This is a genomic window from Amycolatopsis sp. TRM77291, from assembly GCF_054166285.1.
This window is the reverse complement of record NZ_JBSZHF010000001.1, coordinates 7,586,738-7,612,278: the sequence shown is the minus strand read 5'-3', so window position 1 is coordinate 7,612,278 and position 25,541 is coordinate 7,586,738. Positions and strand designations below refer to the sequence as shown.

24 protein-coding genes, 2 tRNA genes and 1 pseudogene are annotated in these 25,541 nt (G+C 69.0%); 17 read left to right on the top strand and 10 right to left on the bottom strand.

What is annotated here, in order from left to right:
- Positions 1 to 81 precede the first annotated feature (81 nt).
- From ACXIZN_RS35615 to ACXIZN_RS35600, 4 genes and pseudogenes are all read right to left on the bottom strand, one after another.
- Positions 82 to 3,241: pseudogene (locus tag ACXIZN_RS35615) on the bottom strand (PQQ-dependent sugar dehydrogenase).
- A gap of 122 nt (positions 3,242 to 3,363) precedes the next feature.
- The gene (locus ACXIZN_RS35610; RefSeq protein WP_457959288.1) at positions 3,364 to 4,014 is read right to left on the bottom strand and encodes a L,D-transpeptidase; all 651 of its coding nucleotides are present in this window, start codon (positions 4,012 to 4,014) and stop codon (positions 3,364 to 3,366) included.
- 93 nt (positions 4,015 to 4,107) lie between these two features.
- The gene (locus tag ACXIZN_RS35605) at positions 4,108 to 4,992 is read right to left on the bottom strand and encodes a serine/threonine-protein kinase (protein ID WP_257483296.1); all 885 of its coding nucleotides are present in this window, start codon (positions 4,990 to 4,992) and stop codon (positions 4,108 to 4,110) included.
- Position 4,993: 1 nt separating this feature from the next.
- Complete coding sequence (locus tag ACXIZN_RS35600; protein WP_457959287.1) at positions 4,994 to 6,634, bottom strand: N-6 DNA methylase; 1,641 nt, start codon at positions 6,632 to 6,634, stop codon at positions 4,994 to 4,996.
- A gap of 77 nt (positions 6,635 to 6,711) precedes the next feature.
- Between ACXIZN_RS35600 and ACXIZN_RS35595 the strand changes: the two genes are divergently transcribed.
- The 6 genes from ACXIZN_RS35595 (at position 6,712) to ACXIZN_RS35570 (ending at position 11,385) form a co-directional block, all read left to right on the top strand.
- Positions 6,712 to 7,467, top strand: coding sequence for a PP2C family protein-serine/threonine phosphatase (locus ACXIZN_RS35595; protein ID WP_457959286.1), 756 nt, complete (start codon positions 6,712 to 6,714; stop codon positions 7,465 to 7,467).
- Between the two features lie 64 nt (positions 7,468 to 7,531).
- Positions 7,532 to 7,616 (top strand) — tRNA-Ser (locus ACXIZN_RS35590).
- A gap of 140 nt (positions 7,617 to 7,756) precedes the next feature.
- On the top strand, positions 7,757 to 8,017 hold the full coding sequence (locus tag ACXIZN_RS35585) for a hypothetical protein (protein ID WP_005167132.1): 261 nt from the start codon (positions 7,757 to 7,759) through the stop codon (positions 8,015 to 8,017).
- Between the two features lies 1 nt (position 8,018).
- The gene (locus ACXIZN_RS35580; RefSeq protein ID WP_016337967.1) at positions 8,019 to 8,264 is read left to right on the top strand and encodes a hypothetical protein; all 246 of its coding nucleotides are present in this window, start codon (positions 8,019 to 8,021) and stop codon (positions 8,262 to 8,264) included.
- A 15-nt stretch (positions 8,265 to 8,279) separates the two neighbouring features.
- Complete coding sequence (locus tag ACXIZN_RS35575; protein ID WP_457959285.1) at positions 8,280 to 11,021, top strand: FtsK/SpoIIIE domain-containing protein; 2,742 nt, start codon at positions 8,280 to 8,282, stop codon at positions 11,019 to 11,021.
- Positions 11,014 to 11,385, top strand: coding sequence for a hypothetical protein (locus tag ACXIZN_RS35570; RefSeq protein WP_126737551.1), 372 nt, complete (start codon positions 11,014 to 11,016; stop codon positions 11,383 to 11,385). The genes ACXIZN_RS35575 and ACXIZN_RS35570 overlap by 8 nt, the downstream gene beginning before the upstream one ends.
- 334 nt (positions 11,386 to 11,719) lie before the next feature.
- Here the strand turns inward: ACXIZN_RS35570 and ACXIZN_RS35565 are convergent, their stop codons facing one another.
- On the bottom strand, positions 11,720 to 14,197 hold the full coding sequence (locus ACXIZN_RS35565; protein ID WP_457959284.1) for an endonuclease/exonuclease/phosphatase family protein: 2,478 nt from the start codon (positions 14,195 to 14,197) through the stop codon (positions 11,720 to 11,722).
- Positions 14,198 to 14,370: 173 nt separating this feature from the next.
- Between ACXIZN_RS35565 and ACXIZN_RS35560 the strand changes: the two genes are divergently transcribed.
- Together ACXIZN_RS35560 and ACXIZN_RS35555 are read left to right on the top strand one after the other, a co-directional pair.
- On the top strand, positions 14,371 to 15,699 hold the full coding sequence (locus tag ACXIZN_RS35560; RefSeq protein ID WP_457959283.1) for a BNR-4 repeat-containing protein: 1,329 nt from the start codon (positions 14,371 to 14,373) through the stop codon (positions 15,697 to 15,699).
- Between the two features lie 125 nt (positions 15,700 to 15,824).
- Positions 15,825 to 15,995 (top strand): hypothetical protein, encoded by a 171-nt coding sequence (locus tag ACXIZN_RS35555; protein WP_457959282.1) that lies wholly within the window; start codon positions 15,825 to 15,827, stop codon positions 15,993 to 15,995.
- A gap of 188 nt (positions 15,996 to 16,183) precedes the next feature.
- On the opposite strand, the gene ACXIZN_RS35550 is transcribed toward ACXIZN_RS35555, so the two are convergent.
- Positions 16,184 to 16,630, bottom strand: coding sequence for a limonene-1,2-epoxide hydrolase family protein (locus ACXIZN_RS35550; protein ID WP_457959281.1), 447 nt, complete (start codon positions 16,628 to 16,630; stop codon positions 16,184 to 16,186).
- Positions 16,631 to 16,724: 94 nt separating this feature from the next.
- On the opposite strand from ACXIZN_RS35550, the gene ACXIZN_RS35545 reads away from it, so the two are divergent.
- Both ACXIZN_RS35545 and ACXIZN_RS35540 read left to right on the top strand, forming a co-directional pair.
- The gene (locus ACXIZN_RS35545) at positions 16,725 to 17,270 is read left to right on the top strand and encodes a DUF305 domain-containing protein (RefSeq protein WP_457959280.1); all 546 of its coding nucleotides are present in this window, start codon (positions 16,725 to 16,727) and stop codon (positions 17,268 to 17,270) included.
- A 42-nt stretch (positions 17,271 to 17,312) separates the two neighbouring features.
- Positions 17,313 to 17,400 (top strand) — tRNA-Ser (locus ACXIZN_RS35540).
- 47 nt (positions 17,401 to 17,447) lie between these two features.
- Here ACXIZN_RS35540 and ACXIZN_RS35535 read toward each other — a convergent pair.
- The 3 genes from ACXIZN_RS35535 to ACXIZN_RS35525 form a co-directional block, all read right to left on the bottom strand.
- Positions 17,448 to 17,654, bottom strand: a complete 207-nt coding sequence (locus ACXIZN_RS35535; RefSeq protein ID WP_126737547.1) for a CsbD family protein — start codon at positions 17,652 to 17,654, stop codon at positions 17,448 to 17,450.
- 84 nt (positions 17,655 to 17,738) lie between these two features.
- Positions 17,739 to 18,140, bottom strand: a complete 402-nt coding sequence (locus tag ACXIZN_RS35530; protein ID WP_306856063.1) for a nucleoside deaminase — start codon at positions 18,138 to 18,140, stop codon at positions 17,739 to 17,741.
- A gap of 74 nt (positions 18,141 to 18,214) precedes the next feature.
- A complete protein-coding gene (locus ACXIZN_RS35525; RefSeq protein ID WP_197684721.1) occupies positions 18,215 to 18,697 on the bottom strand; it encodes a tRNA adenosine deaminase-associated protein in 483 nt (160 codons plus the stop codon).
- A 76-nt stretch (positions 18,698 to 18,773) separates the two neighbouring features.
- Between ACXIZN_RS35525 and ACXIZN_RS35520 the strand changes: the two genes are divergently transcribed.
- Entirely contained in the window at positions 18,774 to 20,003 is a 1,230-nt protein-coding gene (locus tag ACXIZN_RS35520) for a M20 metallopeptidase family protein (protein WP_457959279.1), read from the top strand.
- Positions 20,004 to 20,035: 32 nt separating this feature from the next.
- Positions 20,036 to 20,506 carry a heme-degrading domain-containing protein gene (locus ACXIZN_RS35515; RefSeq protein ID WP_457959278.1) on the top strand — a complete coding sequence of 157 codons (471 nt, stop codon included), beginning with the start codon at positions 20,036 to 20,038 and terminating at the stop codon, positions 20,504 to 20,506.
- Positions 20,507 to 20,511: 5 nt separating this feature from the next.
- On the opposite strand, the gene ACXIZN_RS35510 is transcribed toward ACXIZN_RS35515, so the two are convergent.
- Positions 20,512 to 20,895, bottom strand: a complete 384-nt coding sequence (locus tag ACXIZN_RS35510; protein ID WP_457959277.1) for a hypothetical protein — start codon at positions 20,893 to 20,895, stop codon at positions 20,512 to 20,514.
- 122 nt (positions 20,896 to 21,017) lie between these two features.
- On the opposite strand from ACXIZN_RS35510, the gene ACXIZN_RS35505 reads away from it, so the two are divergent.
- From ACXIZN_RS35505 to lysA, 5 genes are all read left to right on the top strand, one after another.
- Positions 21,018 to 21,932, top strand: a complete 915-nt coding sequence (locus ACXIZN_RS35505) for a dihydrodipicolinate synthase family protein (protein ID WP_457959276.1) — start codon at positions 21,018 to 21,020, stop codon at positions 21,930 to 21,932.
- Positions 21,933 to 22,365: 433 nt separating this feature from the next.
- Complete coding sequence (locus tag ACXIZN_RS35500; protein ID WP_457959275.1) at positions 22,366 to 23,391, top strand: fatty acid desaturase family protein; 1,026 nt, start codon at positions 22,366 to 22,368, stop codon at positions 23,389 to 23,391.
- Entirely contained in the window at positions 23,388 to 23,573 is a 186-nt protein-coding gene (locus tag ACXIZN_RS35495; protein ID WP_457959274.1) for an RGCVC family protein, read from the top strand. The genes ACXIZN_RS35500 and ACXIZN_RS35495 overlap by 4 nt, the downstream gene beginning before the upstream one ends.
- Positions 23,574 to 23,582: 9 nt before the next feature.
- The gene (locus ACXIZN_RS35490) at positions 23,583 to 23,741 is read left to right on the top strand and encodes a DUF6307 family protein (protein WP_185927419.1); all 159 of its coding nucleotides are present in this window, start codon (positions 23,583 to 23,585) and stop codon (positions 23,739 to 23,741) included.
- 323 nt (positions 23,742 to 24,064) lie between these two features.
- On the top strand, positions 24,065 to 25,408 hold the full coding sequence (gene lysA / locus ACXIZN_RS35485) for a diaminopimelate decarboxylase (RefSeq protein ID WP_457959273.1): 1,344 nt from the start codon (positions 24,065 to 24,067) through the stop codon (positions 25,406 to 25,408).
- The last annotated feature ends 133 nt before the right edge of the window (positions 25,409 to 25,541 follow it).

The window sequence follows — 25,541 nt, the reverse complement described above, 5'->3', positions numbered from 1 at the left end:
GCCCCTTTCCCCAGTCGAACATCCCATCGACCGGGCCCACCTGGGCATTTCACTCTTTCGAGTGGCTTGATTGAACCGTAATCACCACCGTCGGTCGATCACCTGGCCCGTGCTCCGGTTCCAGGTGACGTAACCGCCCTGGAAGTTGTTCCGCCGTCCGATGGGGATGCCGAACTCGTCCGTCGTCGGGTAGCGCAGGTACGACCGCTCCCAGCCGAGCGCCGCCCAACGCTGCCGGATCGCCCCGTAGACCCCGTGCGCGCCGGTCGACGGCGTCCAATAGATCGAGCCACCCTTCGTGAAGTGGTTGAAGCGGCCGACACCGTCCGGCGTGCCCGACTCGTCGGTGGTCGGGTAGCCCATCGGCCCGTGCTCCCAGCCGAGCGCCGCCCAGCGCTGCCGGATCGCCCCATAGATCCCGTGCGCGTCGGTCGACGGCGTCCAGTAGATCGACCCGCCCTTGGTGAAGTGGTTGTATCGGCCGACACCGTCCGGAGTCGCTGTCTCATCCGTGGTCGGGTACCCCATCGGACCGTGCTCCCAGCCGAGCGCCGCCCACTTGACCCGGATACGGCCCCAGACCGCACGCGCGTCCGTCTGCAGCGTGTAGTAGATCGACGCCTTCTTGCTGAAATGGTTGTATCGCGCGACACCGTCCGGCGTACCCATTTCGTCAGTCGTNCGTGGTCGGGTACCCCATCGGACCGTGCTCCCAGCCGAGCGCCGCCCACTTGACCCGGATACGGCCCCAGACCGCACGCGCGTCCGTCTGCAGCGTGTAGTAGATCGACGCCTTCTTGCTGAAATGGTTGTATCGCGCGACACCGTCCGGCGTACCCATTTCGTCAGTCGTCGGGTACCCCATCGGCCCGTGCTCCCACCCGAGCGCCGCCCACTTGACCCGGATCCGCCCGTACACCGCGTGCGCGCCGGTCGACGGGGTCCAGTAGATCGAAGACGGTCCGGGGCCCGGCCGGTACGGGAAGTGGTTGTACCTGCCGACGCCGTCCGGCGTGGCGGTCTCGTCGGTCGCCGGCGGCCCGAACGTCCGGTGCCCGCCCAGCGCGAGGTACCTCGCCAGGATCTCGCCCTCGATCTGCTTCACTCCGGTCTCGGCGCTCCAGTAGAGCCTGCCGTTCGCGTACGGCCGGTAGCGCACGGGCCCGTCGGCGACCTCCGGCCCGGCGGGCGCGCCGAGCCGTTGCCGCAGCGCGGGTTCCGCCTGGTAGCGCTGGTCGATCGGGGTGAGGTAGTTCGCGGTCAGGGCCAGGTCGTCCGCCGGGACGGTGACGGTCACCGTGCGCGTGGTCCTCCCGTCGGACCAGTTCGCGAATCTCGAAACGCCGTCCGCGGCGATCTCGTCCGCCACGACCTCGAACGTCGCGCCTTCGGTCACCATCGCGGTGTTGACCCCGCCTTCCGCCGGGATGCTCACTGCCGCCGGGACGTTGGAGGCCAGGGACAACCGGTGCTCACGCGGCATGGCGACGTAGGTCTTGCTCGCCGTCACGCCGGCGCTGTCGGTCACCGTCGCGGTGATCTCGACCCGGGAGTCCTGGTGATCGGTGAAGGGCACGGTGAAAACCGGGCCGCCGCCCGGTGAACCGGGATGCGCGTGGCAGGTCGATTCCTCCGGGCAATGGCGGATCAGCGTCGTCCACGAGACCGGCAGCGCGCCGTCCTCGGCGTCGGTGGCCGTCGCCTCGACGACGACCGGTTCCCCGACGGCGAACGTCCGCGGACCGGGATCCGTCATCACCGGTTCCGGCGAATGGTTTCCGGGCACCACGACGACGTCGGTGCTCGCGGACGCGCCGAGCCGATCGGTGACGGTGAGGCGTGCGGACGCCCGTTCGACCCCGGCGCCGTAGGCATGGGTCACGAGGGCACCGGTCTGGCTCGTGCCGTCGCCGAAATCCCAGTGGTACGTCAGCGGATCGCCGTCGAAATCGTAGGAACCGGCGCCGTCGAAGGTCACCGTCCTCGTCGACGGTTCGGTGCTCGACGCCGCCACCGCCACCGGTTCGGCGTTCGTCCCCGGGTAGCTGAGACGCCGCAGGTTCCCGGTGTGGATGTCGGCGAAGACGATGTCACCGTTGGCCGCGGCCGCGAATTTGACCGGGCCGCCGACGCCGGTGAACTTCGGCGGCCGCTCGGGCGCGCGGACGAGCCTGCCCTGACTGTCGTAGGTCATCGTCCATATCTTCTGCGTGACATAGTCTCCGAAGAAGAACGCGCCGCGGTATTCATCCGGATAGGACGATCCACTGTAGACGATCCCGGCGGTGACGCTGTTCCCTTCGTCGGCACCGGAACCGTGGTGGTACGCCGTGACCGGCGCGGTGTTGACCACGCCCGCGCAACCGGCGATCCCGGAATATCCCGGCGTGGGGGCGTTTCCTTCCCAGCAGGGCCAGGCGTGATCGGCGCCGGGCCGCACGATGTCGACCTCTTCCCAGGTGTTCCAGCCGACGTCCCCGACGACCGGAAGGCCGAGCCGCGGGTCCAGGGAGAACCGGAACGGGCTGCGGAAACCGCCGGCGAAGACCTTGGAGCGATTGGCGTTCGGCGCCGCGGCGGAGTAGTACGGGTTGCCGGGGACGCCGGCGCCGTCCGGGGTGACGTGCAGGATCTTGCCGTAGAGCTGATCGAGGTCGAGCGAGCGCAGCGCGCCGGGATCCACGCGGGTGAAGTCGGCGGCGTCTCCGATGGAGATCCACAAAGTCCCGTCGGGCGCCGCGACGAGCCCGCTGATGCCGTGTACGTCGTGGAACCCGGGGAGGTCGACGAGCACCCGTTCGTTCGCGAGCCCCGTCGGGACGTCCGTGCCGGTCACCGTCCAGCGCGCCACCCGCATGGTGAACGCGCCGCCGCTCGTGTCGAACGACCACGTGAGGTAGATCTGGCGCGATGTGGCGAAATCCGGTGCGACGGCCAAGCCGATGAGGCCAAGGTCGCCGCGGTTGTGGACGGGAAGGTTCGCGATCGTCCGCGCCGGACCACCGGGAGGCACCCAGGCGACCTTGCCGCTCTTGCCGGTGCTGAGCACCGAACCGTCCGGCAGATAAGCGAAATCGGTCAGGTCGAAGGCGGCTTGCCCGCTCGGCTGGTCACGCAGCACGAAACCCGACGGCAGAGTGGGCGCCGCGGCCGCTTCCGGCGCGCCGACCCATCCCGGGAGAAGCAGGATTGAAACCGACAGTGCGGCGAACAGGCGAACGAGTGCCCGGCTTCTGATCATCTGCGCTTCCCTGCTTCCGGCGTGTCATGGCACGTCGCCGGAGGCGGGGAAGTCATTGCCGCCGGGAGCTTTCATTTATCTCAAAGCAATCGAACCGCAATGATCGTCACGCGGTGGAGCGATCAGGGCACGACCTGTACGACGCCGCCCTTCTGCAGCAACGTGAAGTACTTCTGCGAAGCCGCCGCGGACAGGTGGATGCAGCCGTGCGAGTACACCGAGAGGCTGCCGGTGTGGAACGCGATACCAGGCAGGAAGAACACGGAGTTCGGCATCGGCGCGTCGAACTGCTTCGAGTGGTAGTTCTTGACCTTGGCCGAAACGTGGAAGACGCCCGTCGGCGTGGCGTACCCCTTCTTGCCGGGCAACTGCTTCACCGGGCCGTAGATGACCTTGCCGTCCTGCAGCAGCCACGTCTTCAGTGCCGAGAGGTCGACGCAAGCGCTCACACCCGGTGAGGCCAGCGCGGCCTTGCAGGGAACGTCGGCGGCGTTCGGAGCAGGCTTGGGCGCCGGCTTCGGCGTGGGTTTCGGCGTCGGCTTGGGTTTGGAGGACGTCGGCTTCGGCGTGGAGCTGCTGCTGCTCGGCGTCGGTGTCGGCGTCGCGGACGAGGTCGGCGGTGTCTGAGACGACACAGACGGCGCCGACGTGGTCGTGGTCCCGCCCTGAGCGACGCCACCGCCACCGGGCGCGCCGCCACCGGTGTTGCCGGAACACGCGGTCAGCACCAGCGCGGCGGCCAGTGCGGTCACCCCCACCAGGATCTTCTTCACGACCCGTACCCCCGTTGTCCGTAGTCCGTCCGACATGGGTAAAGACGGAGCTCACCCGCCCGGGGTTGTTGATCGGATGGTCACGATCGCGTCTCAGGGCACGCGGCCGACGACCCGCGCGTACATCCGGCCCGGATTGGCGCCTTCGTCCAGGTATCCCGGCAGCGGCGGCAGGTCCCGCGCGAACCCGGCCAGCCTGCCGAACAGTTCGTCCGCGTCGGCGGGACGCCGTTCCGGATCCTTCTCCAGCAGGTCCGCGAGCAGGTCGTTCAGTCCACGCGGGACACCGTCCACTTCGGCCGGGCTCTCCTTGACCTGTTTCTCGAACACCGCGTACGCCGTCGGCCCGGTGAACAGCTGCCTGCCGGTCAGCATTTCGTGCAGGACGCAGCCCAGCGCGTACAGATCGCTGCGCGGCCCGGCGATCCCGCGCTGGATCTGTTCGGGCGCCATGTACGCGGGAGTGCCGAGGATCTGCCCGGCGCGGGTGAACTGGGCGACGTCGGTCTCGCGCAGCATCGCGAGCCCGAAGTCGAGCACCTTCACGCTGCCGTCGGGGCACAGCATCAGGTTGGTGGGTTTGAGATCGCGGTGACAGATGGACAGCGCGTGCGCGGCGGACAGCACGGCGCACGCCTGCGCGGCGATCGCGGCCGCCCACGGCACCGGCAGCGGACCGTGTTCGGCGGCGAGATCGGCGACGGTCACGCCTTCGATGAACTGCATGACCTGGTACAACCGCTCGTCGTAGGTGCCGAAGTCGTAGAGCGTCGGCGCGCCCGCGTGTTCCAAGGTCGCGAGGATCCGCGCCTCACGGATGAACCTTTGTTCGAGCTCGGCGTCGGGACCGCCGGGAAGCCCGAGGAACTTCACCGCCACGCGGCGGCCGAGATGCCGGTCGTGGCCGGCGTAGACCGCGCCCATCCCACCTCGCCCGAGCGGCAGCTCGTCGAGTTCGTAGCGGTCGGCGATCAGCAACCTATTTCTCCGGCTTGAGCTGTCCTTCGGTGAGCCCGGCCAAGCCTAGCCTCACCAGCTCCAGGCCCGATTCCGCCGCCTCACGGAGCGCGGCCTCGAAGGCGGCGAGCCGGGTGAACGCCTCGCCGTGGGCGCGCTGCGTCTCGATCGGCAGGCGCGGGATCCGGGTGCGCCTGAGGTCGATCCTGGTCGAAGAGGTCGGAGCGATCTGCCCGGCCGCGCGCAGGCACCCGGCGAGGAAGGCGGCGTCCAGGCGTTCGGGATCGGTGCGGTACTTCGACATCGTCGGTTCGGTCTCGAACGTCTCTCCACTGTGGACATAAGCGGGAACGGAGGGTGACGCGACCACGTCCCCCTCCTCCACCGATTCCGGCACGGTGAGCACGCCGGACTTCAAAAGCTCGCCGACCGTGACGAACGAAGGCTTCTCGTCGGACACCGCCAGCGACGGCAGTTCCGGCCGGATCCCCTCGAAATACCGGCGGACTTCGAGAAAGGCCTCGCCCGCGTGTTCGTCCCGATCCTGGTACCGCGCGGGGGAAAGGTCGATCTCCTCGTCGAGCAGATCGATGATCCGGACCGTGCCCGGTACCTCCGCACCACGCAGGTGATCCTCCACAGTGGACGGATCGGTCGTCAGCAGCAGCCGGGACGGCGGCCGCTCCCCGGGTTCCGGACGCCGCAGCAGCCACAGGTCCGCCCCGCCGACCGTGACCACGGCACGCAAAGCCCCGGCCCGCAACAGGTTCCCGCGGATCCGCCGCCCGGTGCGGCGTCCGGCGGCGGCGGGCGGCATGCGGATCGCGACCAGTCCGCCGGGTTTCACGTGCGCGAGACAGTGCTGCACCCAGGCCAGTTCCGGTTCGCCGCGCGGCGGCTGGCCGTACACCCAGCGCGGGTCGCCGACGAGTTCGTCGTAGCCCCATTCCCGTTCGTTGAACGGTGGATCGCAGACGACGGCGTCCGCGAGAACCCCCTCGAAGGAGTCCATCGACAGGGCGTCCGCCCCGTACATCTCCATGTCCGCGCCCGCGAGCAGCAGCCGGTGCGCCGCGATGCACGAGGTCGCCGGATCGCCGGTCTGGCCGAGCAGCCGGGACCCGCCGGAGGCGAGCAGCAACGTCCCGAGTCCGCACGCCGGGTCGAGCACCACACCGGGCGCGGGGCCGATGAGCCGGGACATCAGCTCAGCCACCGGCCCTGGGGTGACGGACAGCTGCCGGGAGTGCGCCTCGACGTAGCGGTCGCACAGGAACTCGAAGGCCTCGCGCGCGCCCCGCTCGGCGGCGAAGCGATCCAGCAGTTCGAGCAGCTCGGCGTCGTCGTAACGCGGCGAAAAGGTCCACGCGTGCTGCCGCGACAGGTACGACCCCACCCGGCCGACCCGGTCGCCGAGCGCCAGGTCGTCGCCGAGGTTCCGCAGCCGCTGCCAGATCCGGTCCCCGAGCGAGATCTCGACCGGTTTCCCCCGCTCACGCAGCCACTTTTCGACGGCGACCAGGGAAAAGAAGGGGCTCGACGCCGTCCCGCCGACGGGCGGCGGAAAATCACCGTAACGTCGGCGCCAGTTGCTGACGGCGGCGCGGCCGACGCCGGCGATCCGCGCGATGTCCGCCGCGGTGACGGTGGCTTGCTCCTCCATCGCCGCATCGTAACCGACAGCGGACTATTCCAGCCCTTTGTTTGTGAACTCAGTACACAACTGCTTTACTGGGTCCCATGAGGTACACCCTTCGGTACGCCGCCGGCTCCGACGTCGGGCGGCGCCGCCAGGTCAACCAGGACTCGGTCTACGCCAGCACCAGGATGCTGGCCGTCGCCGACGGTATCGGCGGCCAGCCGCACGGCGAGGTGGCCAGCGCCGAGGCCGTGGGCGTCCTCTCCCGGCTCGACAAGGACCTCCACGGTTTCGACCTCGCGGACGTCGACCTGGTCGAGGTGCTCTCCGGCGGCCTTCGCGCCATCGACGACCGGCTCGCCGCGACGGCCGAGCAGGAACCCGAGACGCGGGGCATGGGCACCACGCTGACCATGCTGCTGTTCGACGGCTCCCACTTCACGGCCGCCCACATCGGCGATTCGAAGGGCTACCTGCTGCGCGGCGGCACGCTTCAGCGCTTCACCCGCGACCACACGCTCGCGCAGGCCCTCGCGGACGACGGGCGTATCGACCCTTCGGAGGTCGAGGGGCACCCTCGCGGCTCGCTGTTGATGAAGGCGCTGTTGAGCACCGGCAGCGGCGAAGCGGACATCTGGACCTTCGACGCCGCACCCGGAGACCGCCTCCTGCTGTGCTCGGACGGGTTAACGGCAACGGTTGTCGAAACCGTTATCAAAGACGTCCTGGGGGCCTTCCAAGATCCCGCGGAGACCGTCCCGAGGCTGATCGACCTGGCCAACGAAGGCGGCGGACCGGACAACATCACCTGCGTCGTGGCCGACGTCGTCGACGCCTCCGCGCCTGTGACGGCTTGAGGCCGCAAACGCAGGTCAGACCCGCCTTCGAGGGGACGGAAGGGCATCCGGTAAAGTTCCCCACGGAGGATTGGCCGAGCGGCCTAAGGCGCACGCTTGGAAAGCGTGTTGGGTTCACGCCCTCGCAGGTTCGAATCCTGTATCCTCCGCCGTCAGCAAGGCCCCGGACGTTCCGACGTCCGGGGCCTTGTTGATTACTTAGCAGGACCTTCACTTAACAGAGTCAGTTGATCACGCTAAGTTTAATAGTGGTCGTTCCAGCCCCCGACGTCCCAAGGAGTCCGCCAAAATGGCCGGAGTCGAAGAGATCCGCGCTGGTATCGCGCTCGCGAACGAGAAGGCATCCGCGAGCATCGCCGCACTTCAGCAGGCAGCGCAGTCTCTCGAAGAAGCCCAGCTTTCGCTTTCCCAGGCCACCCAGGGCAGCACCCAGCACGAGGTGAGCCAGGCGCACGGGCTCCTCGCCGAGGCGCTGCAGGGCATCACCGGGATGCAGAGCACCATCCAGGCGGGCATCTCGTCGGCCGAGTCGTACTCGACCCGTCTCTGACATGTACCTCGAGGAGCTGCACCAGCTGCTGACGGCCGTCCAAACCGGCCTCGCCGACGGACGCGCTCACGCGGAGCGGGCCAGGAGCCTGCTCGAAGAGTCCCGGCGCGCCATCGTGGAACCCCAGGCCCAAGCCGTGCCATGGGTGCCGCCGCAGCTGGCGCAGGCCGACGAAGGAATGGAAAACCTCCTGACGCGCCTTTCCGCCGCTGACGACCTGGTCAGCGGTTACCAATCCCGCCTCTGAGATCGGCGAGCCGGTATGGGCAGCAAAGCGAGTGAACAGCGCAATCGCGTCGTTACGGCGCTCGAGCGGGTCCGGCACCAGATCGGCCTCGTCCTCGGCGCCGCCGCCGGCGCCCGCCAGTCCGCCGAGGCGGAGCTGGCCAAACTCGAACTGGAGCAGCACATAGTCCGGGTGGGGATGAACAACTCCACCTCGGAGCAGTACGCCGAATGGTCCCGGCATCCCGCCGCGAACGAGGTGTTCGGCCTGCTCGGCAGCGTGCGCGGCCAGTTCTACGCGGACTGGGAAGCGGGTCCGAACGCGTTGCGCGAACTCGTCGCGCACAACGCGCCGGGGCCCGCGAGCCAGCCGCCGGGCAACTGGCTCGGCCGCGTCGGCGGGAACCCCGGCATCACCGCGCCGGGGCTGTGGCGCGTCGGCTCGGCCACCGTTTCGGGCAAGGACGTCCCGCGCACGTTCGACGTCGCGGTGCCCCTGCTCGACGAGTCGCATCTGTCCATCACGTCGGCGCCCAAGACCAGGGCCGCGGTGGACGGCATCGTGCAGAACCTGCTGATGCGGATCCTGAGCACGTTCGAACCCGGCGCGGTGCGCGTCCACCTGTGGGACGTCGGGCAGCTGACCGCGATCCTGCCCGACCTGTACCCGCTGAGCCGCACGAGCGCGCTCACGCTGTACGACCCGGGACGGCTCGAAGACCTCCTCGACGAACTGGCGGGCCACATCCGCCGGATCCACGCGACCGGGATGCAGGCGGGGCACACGTCGCTGCGGGAGATCCGGCGGGCGAGCGGCCAGCGCGTCGAACCGTTCCGCGTCGCGGTGCTCTACGGCAACGGCGAAACGCTCGAACCGGAACGCGCCCGTGAACTGAAACGGGTCGCCACCGGGGCGCTCGCGGCCGGGATCTGCCTGATCCTGATCGACGTGCCGACCATGCTGTCGACGTCGGTCGAATCGCTGAGCCTGTACGACGAGCGGCACGCGAAGAGCAGCATGACCGGCCCCGACCTGGTCGTCGACCTGGATCCGCCGATGCCGTCCGGGCAGGTCATCCGCGCCGCCGGCCGGATCGCCGAGGCGCTGATCGCCAAACAGGGCGGGCCGCGCGCGTTCGCCGACCTCCTGCCGACCGAACTGGGCAAGGAAAGCTCGGCGCGGGAGCTGCGGGCACCGGTCGGGTTCTTCGAGGGCGAGCCGGTGGAGGTCGTCATCGGCGACGCCAGCCCGCATGTGCTCATCGGCGGGCCGAGCGGTTCGGGGAAGACGAACTTCCTGTACTCGCTGCTCGGCAGCCTCGCGGCGCGGTACTCGCCGGACGAGCTCGCGCTGTACCTGCTGGACTTCAAGGAGGGCGTGTCGTTCGCCGGGCTAGCGCCGGGACGACGGGACGCCAGCTGGCTGCCGCACGCCAAGCTCATCGGGGTCAACGTCAACACCGACCGCGAGTTCGGCCTGGCGCTGCTGCGGTTCCTCGCCGACGAACTGCGCCGCCGGTCCGCCGCGGCGAAACTGCACGAGGTCACCAACCTCTCGGACCTGCGCGAGCAGGATCCCGGCGGGCACTGGCCGCGGATCGTCGCGGTGATCGACGAATTCCAGTACCTGTTCGCCGGCCGCGACGGCGTGACCGCGACCGCGACCCAGCTGCTGGAGGACATCGCGCGGCGAGGCCGGTCGCAGGGCATCCACCTGGTGCTGGCGAGCCAGGACGTCGCCGGGATCGAGGCCTTCTGGGGCAAACCGGCGGTGTTCGAGCAGTGCACGCTGCGGATCGCGATGCCGAAGGCGCGGCGCGTGCTGGCCGAGACCAACAACGCGGCGGTCTCCGCGCCGAAGTGGCACGCGGTGATCAACCACGATTCCGGGGTGGCGCACGGGAACCAGCTCGCCCACGTGCCGGACGCGAGCACCAAGGACGTCTTCAACAAGCTGCAGCACCGGCTCTGGGAGCAGTACTCGGAGTCGTTCAAACGGCCGCGGCTGTTCGACGGGGCGCATTCCCCTGTGCTGGAACAGTTCCCGGCGTTCGCGGATCTCAAGCCGACGGACCGGCCGCGGGCGCTGCTCGGGCAGTCCATCGACGTCGACGAGGCCGCCTGCGGCGTCGAGCTGCCGAAGGCTCCGGGACGCAACGTCGCCGTCCTCGGCGCGGCCACCGCGGAAGCACTGTCCATCATGGACTCCGCCGCTCGTTCACTGGCCCGCCAGTATCACTGCGAGTCGGTGGAGTTCGTGCTCTCGTGCCCCATCGAGGCGTCCGTCCCCGCCGTGGCGGAGCTGGCCGAACGCCTGCGCGCGGAAGGACACGAGGCCACCCTTGTCGACGATCTGCCCGCCCGGGTAATCGATATCGCGGAGAATCTGTCCTCTTTGGACAAAGCGCGGGTGCTGCTGCTGTACGGCGTCGACGCGTCGATCCCCGCACTGGAGGCGAAGGCGCCCGGACAGCTCAAGAGCGGTTTGGATCAGCTGCGGGTCTTGCTGAAGCAGGGCCCGACGCACGGCGTCCACACCATCGGCTGGTGGCGCAGCATCGCGCGGCTGAAGGACACGCTCGGTTTCGCGGGCACGGACGACATCGGGACCTGGGCGGCGTTGGACGTCCAGGGCAACGAACTGTCGCCGTTCGCCGCCGGACAGGTCGTGCACTGGTCACCGCGGCCGGGGCGGGCACTGTTCTTCGACCGCACCACCCACGGTGCCCCTGAGGTGATCATCCCGTTCCAGCGTCCGGAAGGGCTTCTCGATGGATGACGGCATCACCGCGGCCATGCGGTACAAGGAGATCGTCGGCCTCGCGCGCGCTTCGGCGGAGAACCTGCGCAACTGGGAGATCGGCCGCGCGGACGAACTGGAGGCCCGCCTCGCCGAGGCGCACCAGGCCGTCGCGGACGCCGCCGAACGCGAGCAGCGCGCCGTCGACCGATGCACGCGCTGGTGGAAGATGGCGCAGCACAACGTCGAAGGGCTCTCTTGGCTGCCCGACGACGAGGCCCCGCGCCCGGTGCCGACCGCGCGGCCCGGCTACCTGGAGAAGTACCTGGAAGAGGTCAAGCCGAGCTACCAGGAACTCGTGCAGGCGGTGCTTTCCCTCGGCTGGCGCGCTAAACGCTCCTGACCCCTCGCGTGGCGTCCCTCCAATCACGCGAGTTACGCCTTCAATCACGCGAGTTACGCCTTCAATCACGCGAGTTACGCCTCCGATCACGCGTACTCGATGGAAGGAATCGTGCCTGGATGGACGACACACGTGATCAGACGGACGACACGCGTGACTGGGCGGACGACACGGGTGTTCGAGGGCGTAACTCGCGTGTTCGAGGGCGTAACTCGCGTGATTGAGGGCGTAACTCGCGTGCTTGGGGGCGTAACACGGGTGATTGGGGGCGGAACACGGGTGAAGGCCCCCGTCCTCGGCTGTGCCGGGGGACGGGGGCCTTCACGCGGGAGAGTTACGGCTTCGGCAGGTAAGGGCCGAGCACCTTCTCCAGGTGGTCCGCCAGGTCGTGGAACGCGTCCTGGACGGGGTTGCCCGCGCTCGGCCGGAACCGGAGCACCTGCGGGTCGTGGTCGCTCGCCTGCTTCGCGAACTCGGCGTTCAGGTGGACGACGTCGTAGTCGAGACCGCGCGGCGCCCTCGACGCCAGGATGTGGTCAAGCACCTGCGACTGGCCCTCGAAAACGTAGCTGTACCGCTCGTTCTCGGGCAGCGTCGCGATGAGGTCCTTCAGCGCGCCACCGGCGGTCAGCGTCTCGAGGGCGGGCGAGAACGGGTAGTCGTTCAGGTCACCAGCCACGACGATGTTCGCGTTCTTGTCCGACGCGAGCAGCTTGTCGATGAAGCCACGGAGCACGGTCGCCTGCTTGGCCCGCTGCACCTCGGAACTCCGGACCGGCGGCTGGTTGCGGCCGTGGGTCGGCTGGTCGCCGCCCTTGGAGTTGAAGTGGTTCGCGATGACGAACACGGTGCGGCCCTTGAAGACGAACTCGCCGACCAGCGGTTTGCGGCTGGCCGTCCACGCCTCGTTCGCCGGGTCGACCCGTCCGGGCGAGACGGTCAGGTGGGTCTTGCCGCGTTCCTTGACCACTTCGACGGGCGTGGTCGCGGTACCACCCGGCCGGTCCACAAAGGACACCCGCGCCGGGTTGAACAGGAAGCCGACGCGGATGTTGCCGCCCGGCTGACCGCCGTCCTTGCCGTTCTCCGGGTCGATCTGGCGCCACTCGTAACGCGGGCCGCCGGCGGCGACGATCGCGTCGACGAACTTCCGCAACGTCTGGTCGGCGACGACGGTGCCGTCGTTCGCCGGCCCGTTGTTGTCCTGGATCTCTTCCAGGTTCAGGATGTCCGGCTTCGCCAGGTTGCCGACGACGGCCTCGGCCAGCTCGCCGAACTTCTCCGCACTGTCCAAAGCGGACAGGTTCTCGACGTTGTAGGTCGCCACGGCGAGCTCACCGCTGCGCTGCGCGCGGGTGCTCTCGCGCTGCAACCCGTTGTCCTTGGCGGCGCCAAGCTTCGTCGCGAACAGCGTGTAGCCGCCGAAGTTGCTGTATTCGACCGGGCCGGAGGTCTCGCCGGTGAGCACGTCACCGGTGTTGACCTTCGGGAACGGCTGCTGGGCGAACGGGATCAGCGAGGCGACCTTGAGCACGCCGGTGTTGAGCCGGTCGTAGTCCAGGTACACCGCGCCACCGCGGACGCTCGGGTTCTGCTTCGGCTTGGTGGTCACGTAGAGCTCGTTGAACGACGACGTCGGGCCGACGACGCGCGCGTCGGAGACGCTGACGATCTCACTCTCGTGCGTCTCCCAGAAGTCCAGCGAGTACTTCGCCGGCTCCAGCGGCAACGGCTCGATGCTGCCGCCCGGCGCGGGGGCGACGGTGTCCGGGACCGTGTCCGGCGAGACGACGGTCGGTGCGGGCAAAGCGTTCCCGCTCGACTGGACCGTCCACTGTGCACTCGTCAGCTCGGTGAGCGACTGGTACGGCGAGGTCGCGGGAGCGTCCGGGTAGAACTCGCGGACGGTGCCGCCCGCGGTCACCGCGTCGCCGACGGCCACGGCGGGCGTCGTCGAGCCGGTGAAGACGAACAGGCCCTCGCTGGTGCGCGGGTCGGCGTCGGGCGCGGTGTCGGTGAGCCAGAACCCGCGCGCCGAACCGAAGCTCCGGATCGCGGTCACGACGCCGGTGACCCCGGCGACCTTCCGGTCCTTGAACGGCGAGATCCGGGTGGCGCCTTGGATCTCGTGGATCTTCGCGTCGACCGGCGGTGGGCCGGTCTCGCCCGGCGTCTCACCCTTGGCGTTGGTCGGGGTGGGCGCGCCGGAGGCGAAGTCGGCGGCGTTGTCGTCGGTGTCCGCGAGCGTCGTCCCCCTGGCGACGGAGGCGGTGTTGGACGGGGCCGGCGCCGTGGTTCCCTCGCGGATGACGGCGGCCGCGCCGAAGCCGACCAGGTCCTTGATCCGGGTGTCGGCCGCGCAGTCGGCGGCCGTCTTGCAGGTCAGCGCCGTGGTGCCTTGGACGAGCGCGATGGTGCCCGCTGTCGCGGACAATGCCAGCGAGCCGGTGGCGTCCGGTGTCGGCAGCGCGACGGTGCCGCCCGAGCCCTTCGCCTGCGCGATGAGATACCGCGCGCCCCCGGCGACACTGCCGGTCAGCGGCGTGACCTGCCAGCTGTTCCCCGAGGCGGGCGCGTACTGGACGCTGAAGCCGTCGAGGCTCACGGCGGCCGTGCCGCGGTTGGCGAGTTCGACGAAGTCGTTGGTCAGCGTGGCACCCGAGTTGCCGCCACCGCCGTAGACCTCGGCGATCACGGCGTCGGCGCTGGGCGCGGCGAGCGCGGCCGGAGCGGAGACGCCGCTCACGACCAGGCCGGAGGCGACGGCCACGGTCAGGGCCCGTCTCCGGGCGGCACGTCGGGAAATGGTCACGCTGAGTCCCCTTTTCACAAGATCGGTCGAGGCATACTCCCCCGGACAAGTGAAATGAGGAAGACGACAAGGCAACGATTCGTCACCGCTAGCCCGTTCGGACCCTGGTCGCGCCGAGCTTCCGCGTGCGAAGATCGAGCTCCGCCGCCTGTTACGCACCAGGAGGCGTATTCATGCGCAGACTGCTTTGCGCGATCGTCGCGGCCGGTCTCGTGATCCCGGTTCCCCCGGCGGCGGCGAAACCACCGGAGAAGACGGCGTTCGATGTGATGACCCCGGCGAGCACGGTCGCGTCGCGCACCGACCGGCGGCCGAACGCGGGCGGGATCTTCGATCCGGTCGCGCGCAAGACCTTCATCTCGTGGTCCGGCAAGGCCGCGGACACCTACGTCCAGGCCTACGACCACCGGACCGGCGTCTGGACGGCGCCGAAGAAGATCGCCGACGGCGAGTCCGATCCGCACAATTACCCCACGATGCTGCTGGCGGGCGACGGGCATCTGCTGATCTTCCGCGGGATGCACAACAAGCGGACCGTGCTCAGCCGTGCGCCGCTCGCGCATTCCCTCGACGGCACCTGGACCGATGTCGAGGTCCCCGAGGGGGCCGCGGCGAGCTACCCGATGCCGGTGAAGACCGTCGACGGCACGCTGTTCCTGTTCTACCGGGAGACCACGAAGGAACTGGATCCGGCGGCGGACTCCGACTTCCGCCCGATGAAGTACCTCGTTTCCCGCGACCATGGGAAGACGTGGACGAACTCCGTGCGGCTGACCGGGAAGCCGTGGGCGTTCGGCTCGCTGGGCCGGGCCGACCACATGGACGAGATCTACGTCGGGCAGCTTCGGTACCTGCCGTCGTCCGGGCGGATCCAGTTCGTCTACACGCTCGCGGGCGGCGGGCCCGGCCAGCACAAGCACGACGTCTACCACCGGAACGTGTACTACCTGTCGTTCGACATCCGCACCCTGCGCTTCTTCTCCGCCGCGGGCCACGACCTCGGCACGCAGGTCGACGACGCCGAACAGGAGCGGTATCTCAAGGTCGCCGAAACGCCGCTCGAACTCCCCGGCGGGCTCAAGTCGCCGGACTACATCCTGCAGGTCGGCACCCAGCGCGACGGCAAACCGTTCGTCACCTGGTTCCAGTTCGACGCCGCGGGCTCGCCGCGCGATTTCGCGGGCGCGTGGAACGGCCGGAACTGGGAAGTGCGCGAAGTCGCGAACGGGCTCCGATTGCGCGAGATCGAACAGCTCAATGGCGGCACCTGGCGCGTTTACGGAACGCGCGACGGAAAGCCGGGCATCGAAACGTTCTTGCTCGAGAACGGCCGCGGCTGGAAGCCGGAAACCTTGATCACCACACCGAAACCGGTCCAGCGCGTCGAAGTGATCACCGGTTTCCGGGACCCGGCCCGCATTCTGGCGACCGGCGCGTCCAGTGCCCGTGACGTCTCCGTGGCCGACGGTGACATTTATGTCGCGGGAACCCCGCGCAAATAGCCCATTGGTGTTCTGCTGCCTTAAATGAACCTCAAGTCCGGGTACAACCCGGCAATTCCAGAGCTACCTTGGCGACGTGAGCGAGGACACAAATCCCCGGCTCACGTCGCCGGAGGAGGTGTCCGATGAACTGGCTCATCGTCGGTACGGCACTGGTTCTGCTGCTGAGCATCGCACTGGCCGTCGAGCTGCGCGACCGGGAACGCGGCGGACGGCCGGTGGCCCATTTCGGCGGAGCACGGCTCGACGCCGTACTGCGCGAAGCCGATATGGCCGACCGGCACAAGGCCTTCTGACGCTCGCCGGGGAGGGCGAGCAGGGGGAACTGGGGGCGCACCGCCGGTGCACGGGACCCGTCGGGGGAGGACGGGGCCCGTACACCGGCGGTGTGTCATTTCCGCCTACGCCGCACTCGCGTGCTTGGAGACGTAACTCGCGTGATCAGAGACGTAACTCGCGTGACTGGGGGCGTATCTCGTCGATTTCAGCGCTCGAGGCTCTGCCGCGTCTTGTACTTCCCGATGAGCGACTTCGCGCCGGCGACCGCCGCCTTGCCCGCGCCCTTCGCGCTCGCGGCCAGGAACGTCGTCCAGTCGAAGTAGTCGCGCCACAGCACGATCCGGCCGTCGCGCACTTCGAACGTGCCGCACACCCAGAACTCGGCCTCCCACGAACCACGCCGCAGGACGTCGGTGCGCTCGGTCAGCACGATCGGCCCGTCGGCGGCGATGTGGTGGGTGCGCGCCTCGAAGCCGCTGCCGTAACGGGCCATGGCGCGCAACTGCTTCTCCACCGCGGAAAGGCCGCGGGCGGGCGGCAGCGGGACGTTCTGATAGACGATGTCGATCGCCACGAAGCCGAGCGCCCGATCGATGTCGAACTCTTCGAGGGCCTGAAGGAAACCGGTCACCACTGTCTTCGGATCCGTCATGCCTGCCAAGGCTAATCCGATTTTGAACCGCCGGAAGGTCACAGCCGTATCACCGGGCGGAGGGGCCGGTTTTCCCCTGACTACGGAGGTATCGATGCGACGGCGACTGCCGATGGCACTGTTCGGGCTGGTCGTGTGGGTGCTCGCGGGCTGCTCGACGGCCACGGGCGCCGCACCGGCGACACCGGGCGCCAACCAGGCCGACATCACCTTCTCCCAGCAGATGGTCCCGCACCACCAGCAGTCGATCCAGGTCGCGAACCTGGCCTCGGACCGGTCGGCCTCGGAGTTCGTGAAGGCCACCGCCGCCAAGATCGTCAAGGCCGAGTCGGCGGAGGTCCGGACGATGACCGGCTGGCTGCAATCCTGGAACGCGGCCGTCCTGCCCGCGGCGGGTCACGCCGGGCACGCGATGCCGGGGATGATCACCGAGGGACAGGTCGCCTCGCTGCAGAACCTGTCCGGCGCCGAGTTCGACAAGGTGTGGCTCCCGCTGATGGCCGAGCACCTGCGCAATGGCGTCGCGATGGCCAAGACCGTGCTGTCTTCGGGCGAGCACGCCGAGACGAAAGCGCTGGCACAGGAGATCGTGGAGAACCAGACGGCGGCGATCGACGAGATCACCGCGCAGCTTCCTTGACCCCCTGAAGACCCCGGAAGACCCTCCGGTATTGTTCTCGGCGGTGGCGTGTCCGAGCGGCCGAAGGAGCACGACTCGAAATCGTGTGACGGTTAATACCCGTCCGTGGGTTCAAATCCCACCGCCACCGCAGCGAAGAGCCGGTCTCCACGGAGACCGGCTCTTCTGCGTCCGGGACTACTTGTTGAACTTGTCCTTGAGGTCCTGCACGCCGCCTTCCGCGCGGTCGCGCAGGTCGTGCCCGGTCTCCTTGACCTGGCCTTCGGTCTGGTCGGCCCGGCCGGAGTTCGCGAGGTCGGAGTTGCCGGTCTTCTCGCCGAGCTTCTCCTTGGCGGCGCCGATGGCCTGTTCGGCCTTGTCCTTCGCCTTGTCGAAAACGCTCATGGCGGATGTTCCTCCTTCGACTGCGGCCGCCGTTTGCGACCGCCTGTCTCCGGGTTACCCGGACCACGGGATCCGACACATCCGTCACCCGGTGCGGTTACCCCGTTGCCCGTGGAAGAACTCTTCGAGCAGGGCCGCGCATTCGGCCTCCAGCACGCCGCCGACGACCTCCGCGCGGTGGCTGAGCCGCCGGTCGCGGACGACGTCCCACAGCGACCCCACGGCCCCGGTCTTGGGCTCCCAAGCGCCGAAGACGACCTTCGCGACCCGGGCCATCACGAGGGCGCCGGCGCACATCGTGCACGGCTCCAGCGTGACGGCGAGCGTGCAGCCCTCCAGCCGCCAGCCGTCGCCGTAGATCTCGGACGCGGCCCGCAGCGCGAGGATCTCCGCGTGCGCCGTCGGGTCGCCGAGTTCTTCGCGGGCGTTGCGCGCGGAGGCGAGCGGGGTCCCGTCCGGCGACAGGACGACGGCGCCGATCGGCACGTCGTCGCCCGCACCTCGCGCCGCGACGATCGCCGCCCGGACGGCGGCGATGTCGGCGGCGGAGGCTGCGGGGCTCAGATCTCGTCCAGGATCTTCGTGAACTCGGCGGCGAATCCGCACCGCTGCGCGACCATCTGGAGTTGTTCGTCCGGATAGAGGTCGACCTCGCCGACGATCACCTGCAGTTCGGCCCCGGGGAGTCCGAGGTCGGACAGGATCTCCAGGTCGCCTTCCGGCCAGACCGCGTCGTCGTCCTCGTCCGGGGGGTCGACTCTCAGCACGTCGAGGACGTCCGCGGCGATGTCGTAGTCGAGCGCCGCGGCGGCGTCGGACAGCAGCAGGGAGGGCCCTCTCGGGCTCGGCCGGACGATCACGAAGAACTCGTCGTCGACCGCCAGCAGCCCGAACGCGGCCCCTGTCGAACGCAGTTTGCCGAGCTCGGTGATCGCAGCGTCGAGCTCGCCGAGCGCCCCCGGATCAAGGGAACTGCACCGCCACCGACCGTCCTCCCGCACCACGGCCACCGCGAACCCCGTGATCGGCTCTTGCACCGCCATGCGCACACCGTATTCCGCCCGCATTCGGAACGCACGCACGGTGCGCCCGAAGCGCCGCATGCGCCACTATCGAGACATGACCGGACCCACCGACCTGCCCACCCTCCCCGACGCCCGCTTCGCCGGATTGCTGGAGGAGGCCCGCGCGCTCCAGACGAAAACCGTAGAGCTCCGCCGGGAGATCCACCGGAATCCGGAGATCGGGCTCCACCTGCCGAAAACCCAGGCCTCGATCAAGGCGGCCCTCGACGGCCTGCCGCTCGAGATCATCGAGGGCAAATCGACCACCTCGCTGACCGCCGTCCTCCGTGGCGGGAAGCCGGGCCCGGCGATCCTGCTCCGCGGCGACATGGACGCGCTGCCGCTGCACGAGGACACCGGCCTCGACTTCGCCTCCGAGGACGACGGCGCGATGCACGCCTGCGGGCACGACACCCACGTCGCGATGCTGGCGTCGGCCGCGCGGCTGCTCAGTGCGCACGCCGACGAGCTGGCCGGGTCGGTGGTGTTCATGTTCCAGCCCGGCGAGGAGGGCGAGCACGGCGCGCGCCACATGATCCACGAGGGCGTGCTCGACGCCTCGGGCGAACGCGTCGAGAAGGCGTTCGGCCTGCACATCTTCACCCAGGTCGCGTCGGGCATCGTGCAGACGCGGCCTGGGCCGATCATGGCGTCGGCGAACAGCTTCCACGTCACCGTCACCGGCCGGGGCGGGCACGGCTCGGCGCCGCACCAGGCGATCGACCCGGTGCCGGCGGCGGCCGCGATGGTGAGCGCCCTGCAGACGATGGTGACCCGCAAGGTCAGCGTGTTCGAGCCCGCGGTGGTCTCGGTCACCCGGATCGAGGCCGGGACGACGACGAACATCATCCCCGAGACGGCGTTCCTGGAGGGCACGATCCGCACGCTGTCCGAGCGGACGCAGGCGTTCGTCCGCGAGGAGCTGCCGAAGGTGTGCGAGGCGGTCGGCGCGGCGCACGGCGTCCGCGTGAGCGCCGAAGTCCTCCCCGGCTACCCGGTCACGGTGAACGACCCCCAGGTCGCGGCGCGCGTGCTGGACCTGGCGGCCGAGGTCCTCGGCGCCCGCAACTCCGAGGTCATGGAGAACCCGGTGATGGGCGCGGAGGACTTCTCCTACGTCCTGCAGCGGGTTCCGGGCGCCTTCGCGTTCCTGGGCGCCTGCCCGCCCGACGCCGACCTGGCCACGGTCGAGGCGAACCACTCGAACCGCGTGGTCTTCGACGAGGACGCGATGGCCAACGGCGTCGCGATGTACGCCGCCTTCGCCCTGGACGCTCTTCGCTAGCCATTACACAACAGCGTTGATTTAATGGTGCCATGAGCGATGACACCCTGGCCGTCCTGGCCGCGCAGGAGGAGCGCCTGGTCTTCCGCCGGTTCGACAACGAGACCGCGCTGGAGCTGGGCGCCCACCTGCTCGCGGCGGCACGGGACCGCGCCCTCCCGGTGACGGTCTCCGTGCGCCGCGGCGGGCAGCGGCTGTTCCACGCGGCGTTGCCGGGCACCTCGGCCGACAACGACGCTTGGATCGACCGCAAGAGCCGCGTCGTCGACCGGTACGGGCACAGCTCGTTCCTCGTCGGCGAGCAGTTCCGCGCGAAAGGCACGACGTTCGAGGCCGATTCCCGGCTCGACCCGGACCTCTACGCCGCGCACGGCGGCGTGTTCCCGGTGATCGTCGAGGGCGTGGGCCCGGTCGGCACCGTCGGTGTCTCGGGCCTGCCGCAGGCCGAGGATCACGCGTTCGTCGTCGAGCAGCTGGAACTCTTCCTCGCCGAACGGTCCTGATCGGGCTAGCGGCCGAGGCGCAAGGTGAGGAAGTCGGCACTGGGCGAGAGATCCGCGTAGTCGACCCGGTAGCCGCCGAAAGCAGCCCCCTCGGCCGCGACCACGTCCATCGTGAACGACACCGCCGGGCCGGTCGACGGCCGGGCGTAGGACATCGTCACGATCGCGCGCCCCGGCGAAGCACACATCTCCCCGGTCGGGCACCGCTCGTCCAGCACCGCCAGATAGGCGAGGCGCAGGTTTTCGTCCGGAAGCACCGTCCAGGCGCCCAGGCGGAACGTGAACGCGTCGCCCAACGCCGGCGGGCCCCACGAGGCGTTCAGGAACACGAGCACCAGACCGAACAGCACCAGTTTCGCCGGGGTCCCCCAGAGCCGCCGTCTCCGCATACCGGAAGTACGCGCGGACCGGCCCTCGAGGTTGCTTCGGACGGTTGTCCCGACCTTCGGGACGACCGTCCGGCACGTCTCCCGTGCTACCGTGGGCTGTCACATCATATATCAGATAGGACATGTCAGTGACCTCCTCTTCGCGCTTCGACGAGCGGAAACGGCGGCTGGCCGGGGTCGTGGCCATCCCGGTGACGCCGTTCGACGCCGGCGGCGCCGTCGATGCGGGTGCCTACGCGAAACTGGTGGACAGGGTGATCGAAGGCGGTGTCGGCGTCGTGACACCGAACGGGAACACCGGCGAGTTCTACGCGCTGGACGAGGCCGAGGCCCGGCTCTGCCTCGAGCTGACGGTCAAGGCCGCGGCGGGCCGGGCGAGCGTGGTCGCCGGAGTGGGACACGACGTCCGGACGGCGATCGCCGCGGCGCGGCACGCCGGTGAGGCGGGCGCGGATCTGATCATGATCCACCAGCCGGTGCATCCGTACGTCTCGGCGGAGGGCTGGGTCGAGTACCACCGCGCCATCGCGGCGGCGGTCCCGGAGCTGGGTGTCGTGCCGTACGTGCGCGACGCGCGGATCGACGGCGAGCGGCTGGCGAGGCTCGCCGACGCGGCCGAGAACGTCATCGGGGTGAAGTACGCGGTGCCGGATCCGGTGCGGTTCGCGTCGGTGGCGCGGGACGCCGGGATCGATCGCTTCACGTGGATCGCCGGGCTGGCGGAGCTGTCGGCGCCGGGTTACTTCGCCGTCGGCGCGACGGGGTTCACGTCGGGTTTGGTGAACGTCGCGCCGTCGCTCTCGCTGGAGATGTTCCACACGCTCCACGACGGCGACTTCCGCGGCGCGATGGCCTGCTGGGAACGCGTCCGGCCGTTCGAGGAGTTACGGGCCGCGGACGGCAACGCCAACAACGTGAGCGTGGTGAAGGAAGCGTTGGCACAGCTGGGTTTGTGCCGCGCCGACGTCCGACCCCCGAGCCGCGCGCTGACCGGCGCGGAACGAGAGCGGGTCCGCGGGGCGCTGACGTTTTTCTGACCGTGTCCGCACCCACTGGGGCGGGTGCGGACACGGTGACAGGTCAGAGGTCGTGGCCATCGACGATCGCGGCGTGGCCCGGATGGGCGCCTCGGGGCGCGCTGGTGCGCGGCGGGCGGCTGCTCACCGGCGAGGCCGGTGGGACCATGAGCGCGAAGAACGATGTCTGGCCGGTGCTCCTGTCTCCGATCGATTCTCGCGACCGGACGGAACCGGGGGAAATTTCCCTCGATGTCTTCGACTGTACGCCAGATCGTGCGGCTTTGGTGAATTGCTTCCGCTCCGCCGCCGTGGAACACTGGAGGCAGGCCACGGAGCGACCGTGGCGTGTTGTGGTACCAGTGCCTCTTCTCGGCCGAACCAGACCCTTTCGGTGTTTGTGAACCCGTTGCTGGATTGTCCACTTTCACGAACCAGAACGGTGTGATGCACCATGACCTCCACACAGACGAGGCAGGGCAGCGATTTCGCTGAACTGTCCAAATTGGTCAAAGACGCCGGCCTCCTCGACCGGCGCCGAAAGTTCTACGCGGTGAAGATCTCCTTGAACCTGCTCGCTTTCGCGGGCGGCTGGGTCGCCTTCGCGCACCTCGGCGACTCTTGGTGGCAGCTGTTCCTCGCCGCGTTCTTCGCGATGATGTTCACGCAGCTGTCCTTCATCGGGCACGACGCCGGACACAAGCAGATCTTCCGCGGCCGCAAGGCGAACGACGTCACCGGTTTCGTCCACGGTGGACTGACCGGGCTGAGCTACGGCTGGTGGATCGGCACGCACACCCGCCACCACGCCAATCCCAACCACGAGGACGAGGATCCGGACGTCAACCTCGCCGCACTCATCTTCACCAAGGCTCAGGGCACCGAACGGCGTGGTTTCCTGCGCTGGATGGCGAAATACCAGGCTTTCCTGTTCTTCCCGCTGCTGTTGCTGGAAGGCCTGAACCTGCACGTTTCGAGCGTGACGGCGATGTTCCAGCGCGGGTTCAAGCGGCGGAAGCTCGAAGCGGCGCTGATGCTGGCCCACGTCGCCGCGTACCTGACCGCGGTGTTCGTCGTCCTCTCGCCCGGTGTCGGTTTCGTCTTCATCGCCGTGCACCAGTGCCTGTGGGGCGTGTACATGGGCTGCTCGTTTGCACCGAACCACAAGGGCATGCCGACGCTCTCGGCCGGGCACAAGCTCGACTTCCTGCGCAAGCAGGTGCTCACCTCGCGCAACGTGCGCGGCGGCCCGGTGGTGGACTTCGCGCTCGGCGGGCTCAATTACCAGATCGAGCACCATCTCTTCCCCAGCATGGCGCGGCCGAACCTCAAGCACGCGCAGGTGATCGTGCGGGAGTTCTGCGCGAAGCACGGCATCGATTACGCGCAGTGCGGCTGGGCGGCGTCGTACGGCTACGTGCTCCGGCATCTACACGAGGTCGGGGCGCCGCTGCGTGCTCAACCGGCAGGTGTCCGATGACCTCCTCCGTCCGCTCCCTCGGCGACGTCGTGACCGAGCCCGCCGCCGACGACCGGTGCCCGAGCTGCCCGCATCCGATGTCCGCGCACGACGCGATCGCCCGCCGCTTCTGCACCGCGACCGCGGCCGGCGGCTTCAGCCGCGGCTGCACCTGCGCCACGAAACCCGAAACAACCGAATAGAGGATCACCATGAACGCCGACACCGTCCCCGTCTCCCGGTACGAGATCCGGGTGGACACCGTGAAGAAGATCGTCAACGAACACACCGACCTCGACAACGAGAAGGCGTTCGCGCTGGCCGTGCACATGGTGCGGGCGCTCGACACCGTCCCGGAGCCCGTCCGCTAGGCGGTGTCCTTCCTGCCGCCTGGGTGGTCGCGGCCGGAGCATGTCGCGAAAGCCACTTTCGCGACGTCTGATGTCCCGAAAGTGGCTTTCGCGCCACTTTCGCGACGTCTGATGTCCCGAAAGTGGCTTTCGCGACACCTGGGTCCGGAGACCGCCGGCACGCCCCCAAGGTCATCGCCCACGAGCGTGACCGGGGTTACCCGCGCGTTAACAAGGCGTCAGCGAGGCGTCGCGAAGCGTCAGGGAGACGTTGCCGGAACGGCCGGGCCGGGTCGATCGGAGTTGTGCTGACAAGGCACTGACCGATCGACGCGGAGGTAACCGTGACGCTCACCGAGCTCCTGCCCAGCCTCGGCTGCGAGGCCGCCGACCACCTCGAACCCGGTGTCTGGCCACGGAGCACCCGGCTCGGGCCCGGCGGGGAACTGCTGTTCGCCGGCGCGCCGGTGTCCCACCTCGCCGCGAGGTTCGGGACACCGGCGTATCTGCTCGACGAGGACGAAGTCCGCCAGAACGCCCGCGCCTACCGCAAGGCACTGCCGGACGCCGAGGTGGCGTACGCGAGCAAGGCGCTGTGCACCCGCGCGGTCGTGCGCTGGGTCGCCGAGGAAGGGCTTTCCCTCGACACCTGTTCGGCGGGGGAGATCGCGGTGGCGCGGTCGGTCGGCTTCCCCGCCGAGCGGATCCTGCTGCACGGCAACGCGAAAACCCCCGAAGACCTCAAGGCGGCGTTGTCCTACGGCGTCCGCCGGATCGTGGTGGACTCGCTCGACGAGATCGAGCAGCTCGGCGCGCTGGCCACCGGCGCCCAGCAGGTGCTGATCCGCGTGACCCCCGACGTCGCGGCGGGCACGCACGCGGCGATCACCACCGGTACCGAAGGTCAGAAGTTCGGCTTCTCGCTGCGCGAGGAGGTCCGTGACAACCTCGGCCGGGCCGTCTCCGCGGTGCTCGCGCAGCCCGGGCTCCGGCTGGCCGGGCTGCACTGCCACATCGGCTCGCAGGTGTCGCGGGTGGATTTCTACGAACTGGCCGCCCGCAAGATGATCGGCGTGCTGGTCGCGCTCCGCGAGACCCACGGTGTCACCCTGCGCGAACTGGACCTCGGCGGCGGGCACGCCGTGCGTTATCTGCCCGGCGACCCGGGTTTCGACATCGACGGTTACGTGCGCCGCCTGCGGGTCGCGCTCGCCTACGAATGCTCCTCGCACGGCTTCCCCCTGCCGAAACTGACGATCGAACCGGGTCGCGCCATCGTCGGCCCGGCGGGTATCACCGTGTACCGGGTCTGCGCGGTGAAACGCGGTTCGCGCACTTTCGTCGCCGTCGACGGCGGGATGAGCGACAACGCGCGGCCCGCGCTCTACGGGGCGGCGTACACCGCTCGCCTGATCGGCAGGCGCAGCCGTGCGGCCAGGCGGCCGATGACGGTGGTCGGGCGGCACTGCGAATCGGGTGACGTCCTCGCCGACGGGCTCTCGCTCCCCGACGACGTCCACCCCGGCGATCTGCTCGCCGTCCCCTGCACCGGGGCGTACCACCACTCGCTCGCGTCGAATTACAACCTCGTCGGCAGGCCTCCGGTGGTCGGTGTTTCCCGAGGTCGGGCGACGCTGCTCGTCCGCCGGGAAACCGAGGAGGACCTGCTCGAACGCGATCTCGGCTGAGGCGCCGTCCGAAATCCTCGGCACCCGGCCTGTCACGCGACAGAATCCTTTGCCCTAAGGGGCAGAGAAAGAGAATCGCGACAAACAACTTAACGGCGGTAGCATTCTGGACATTGATCGATACGCTGCGCGA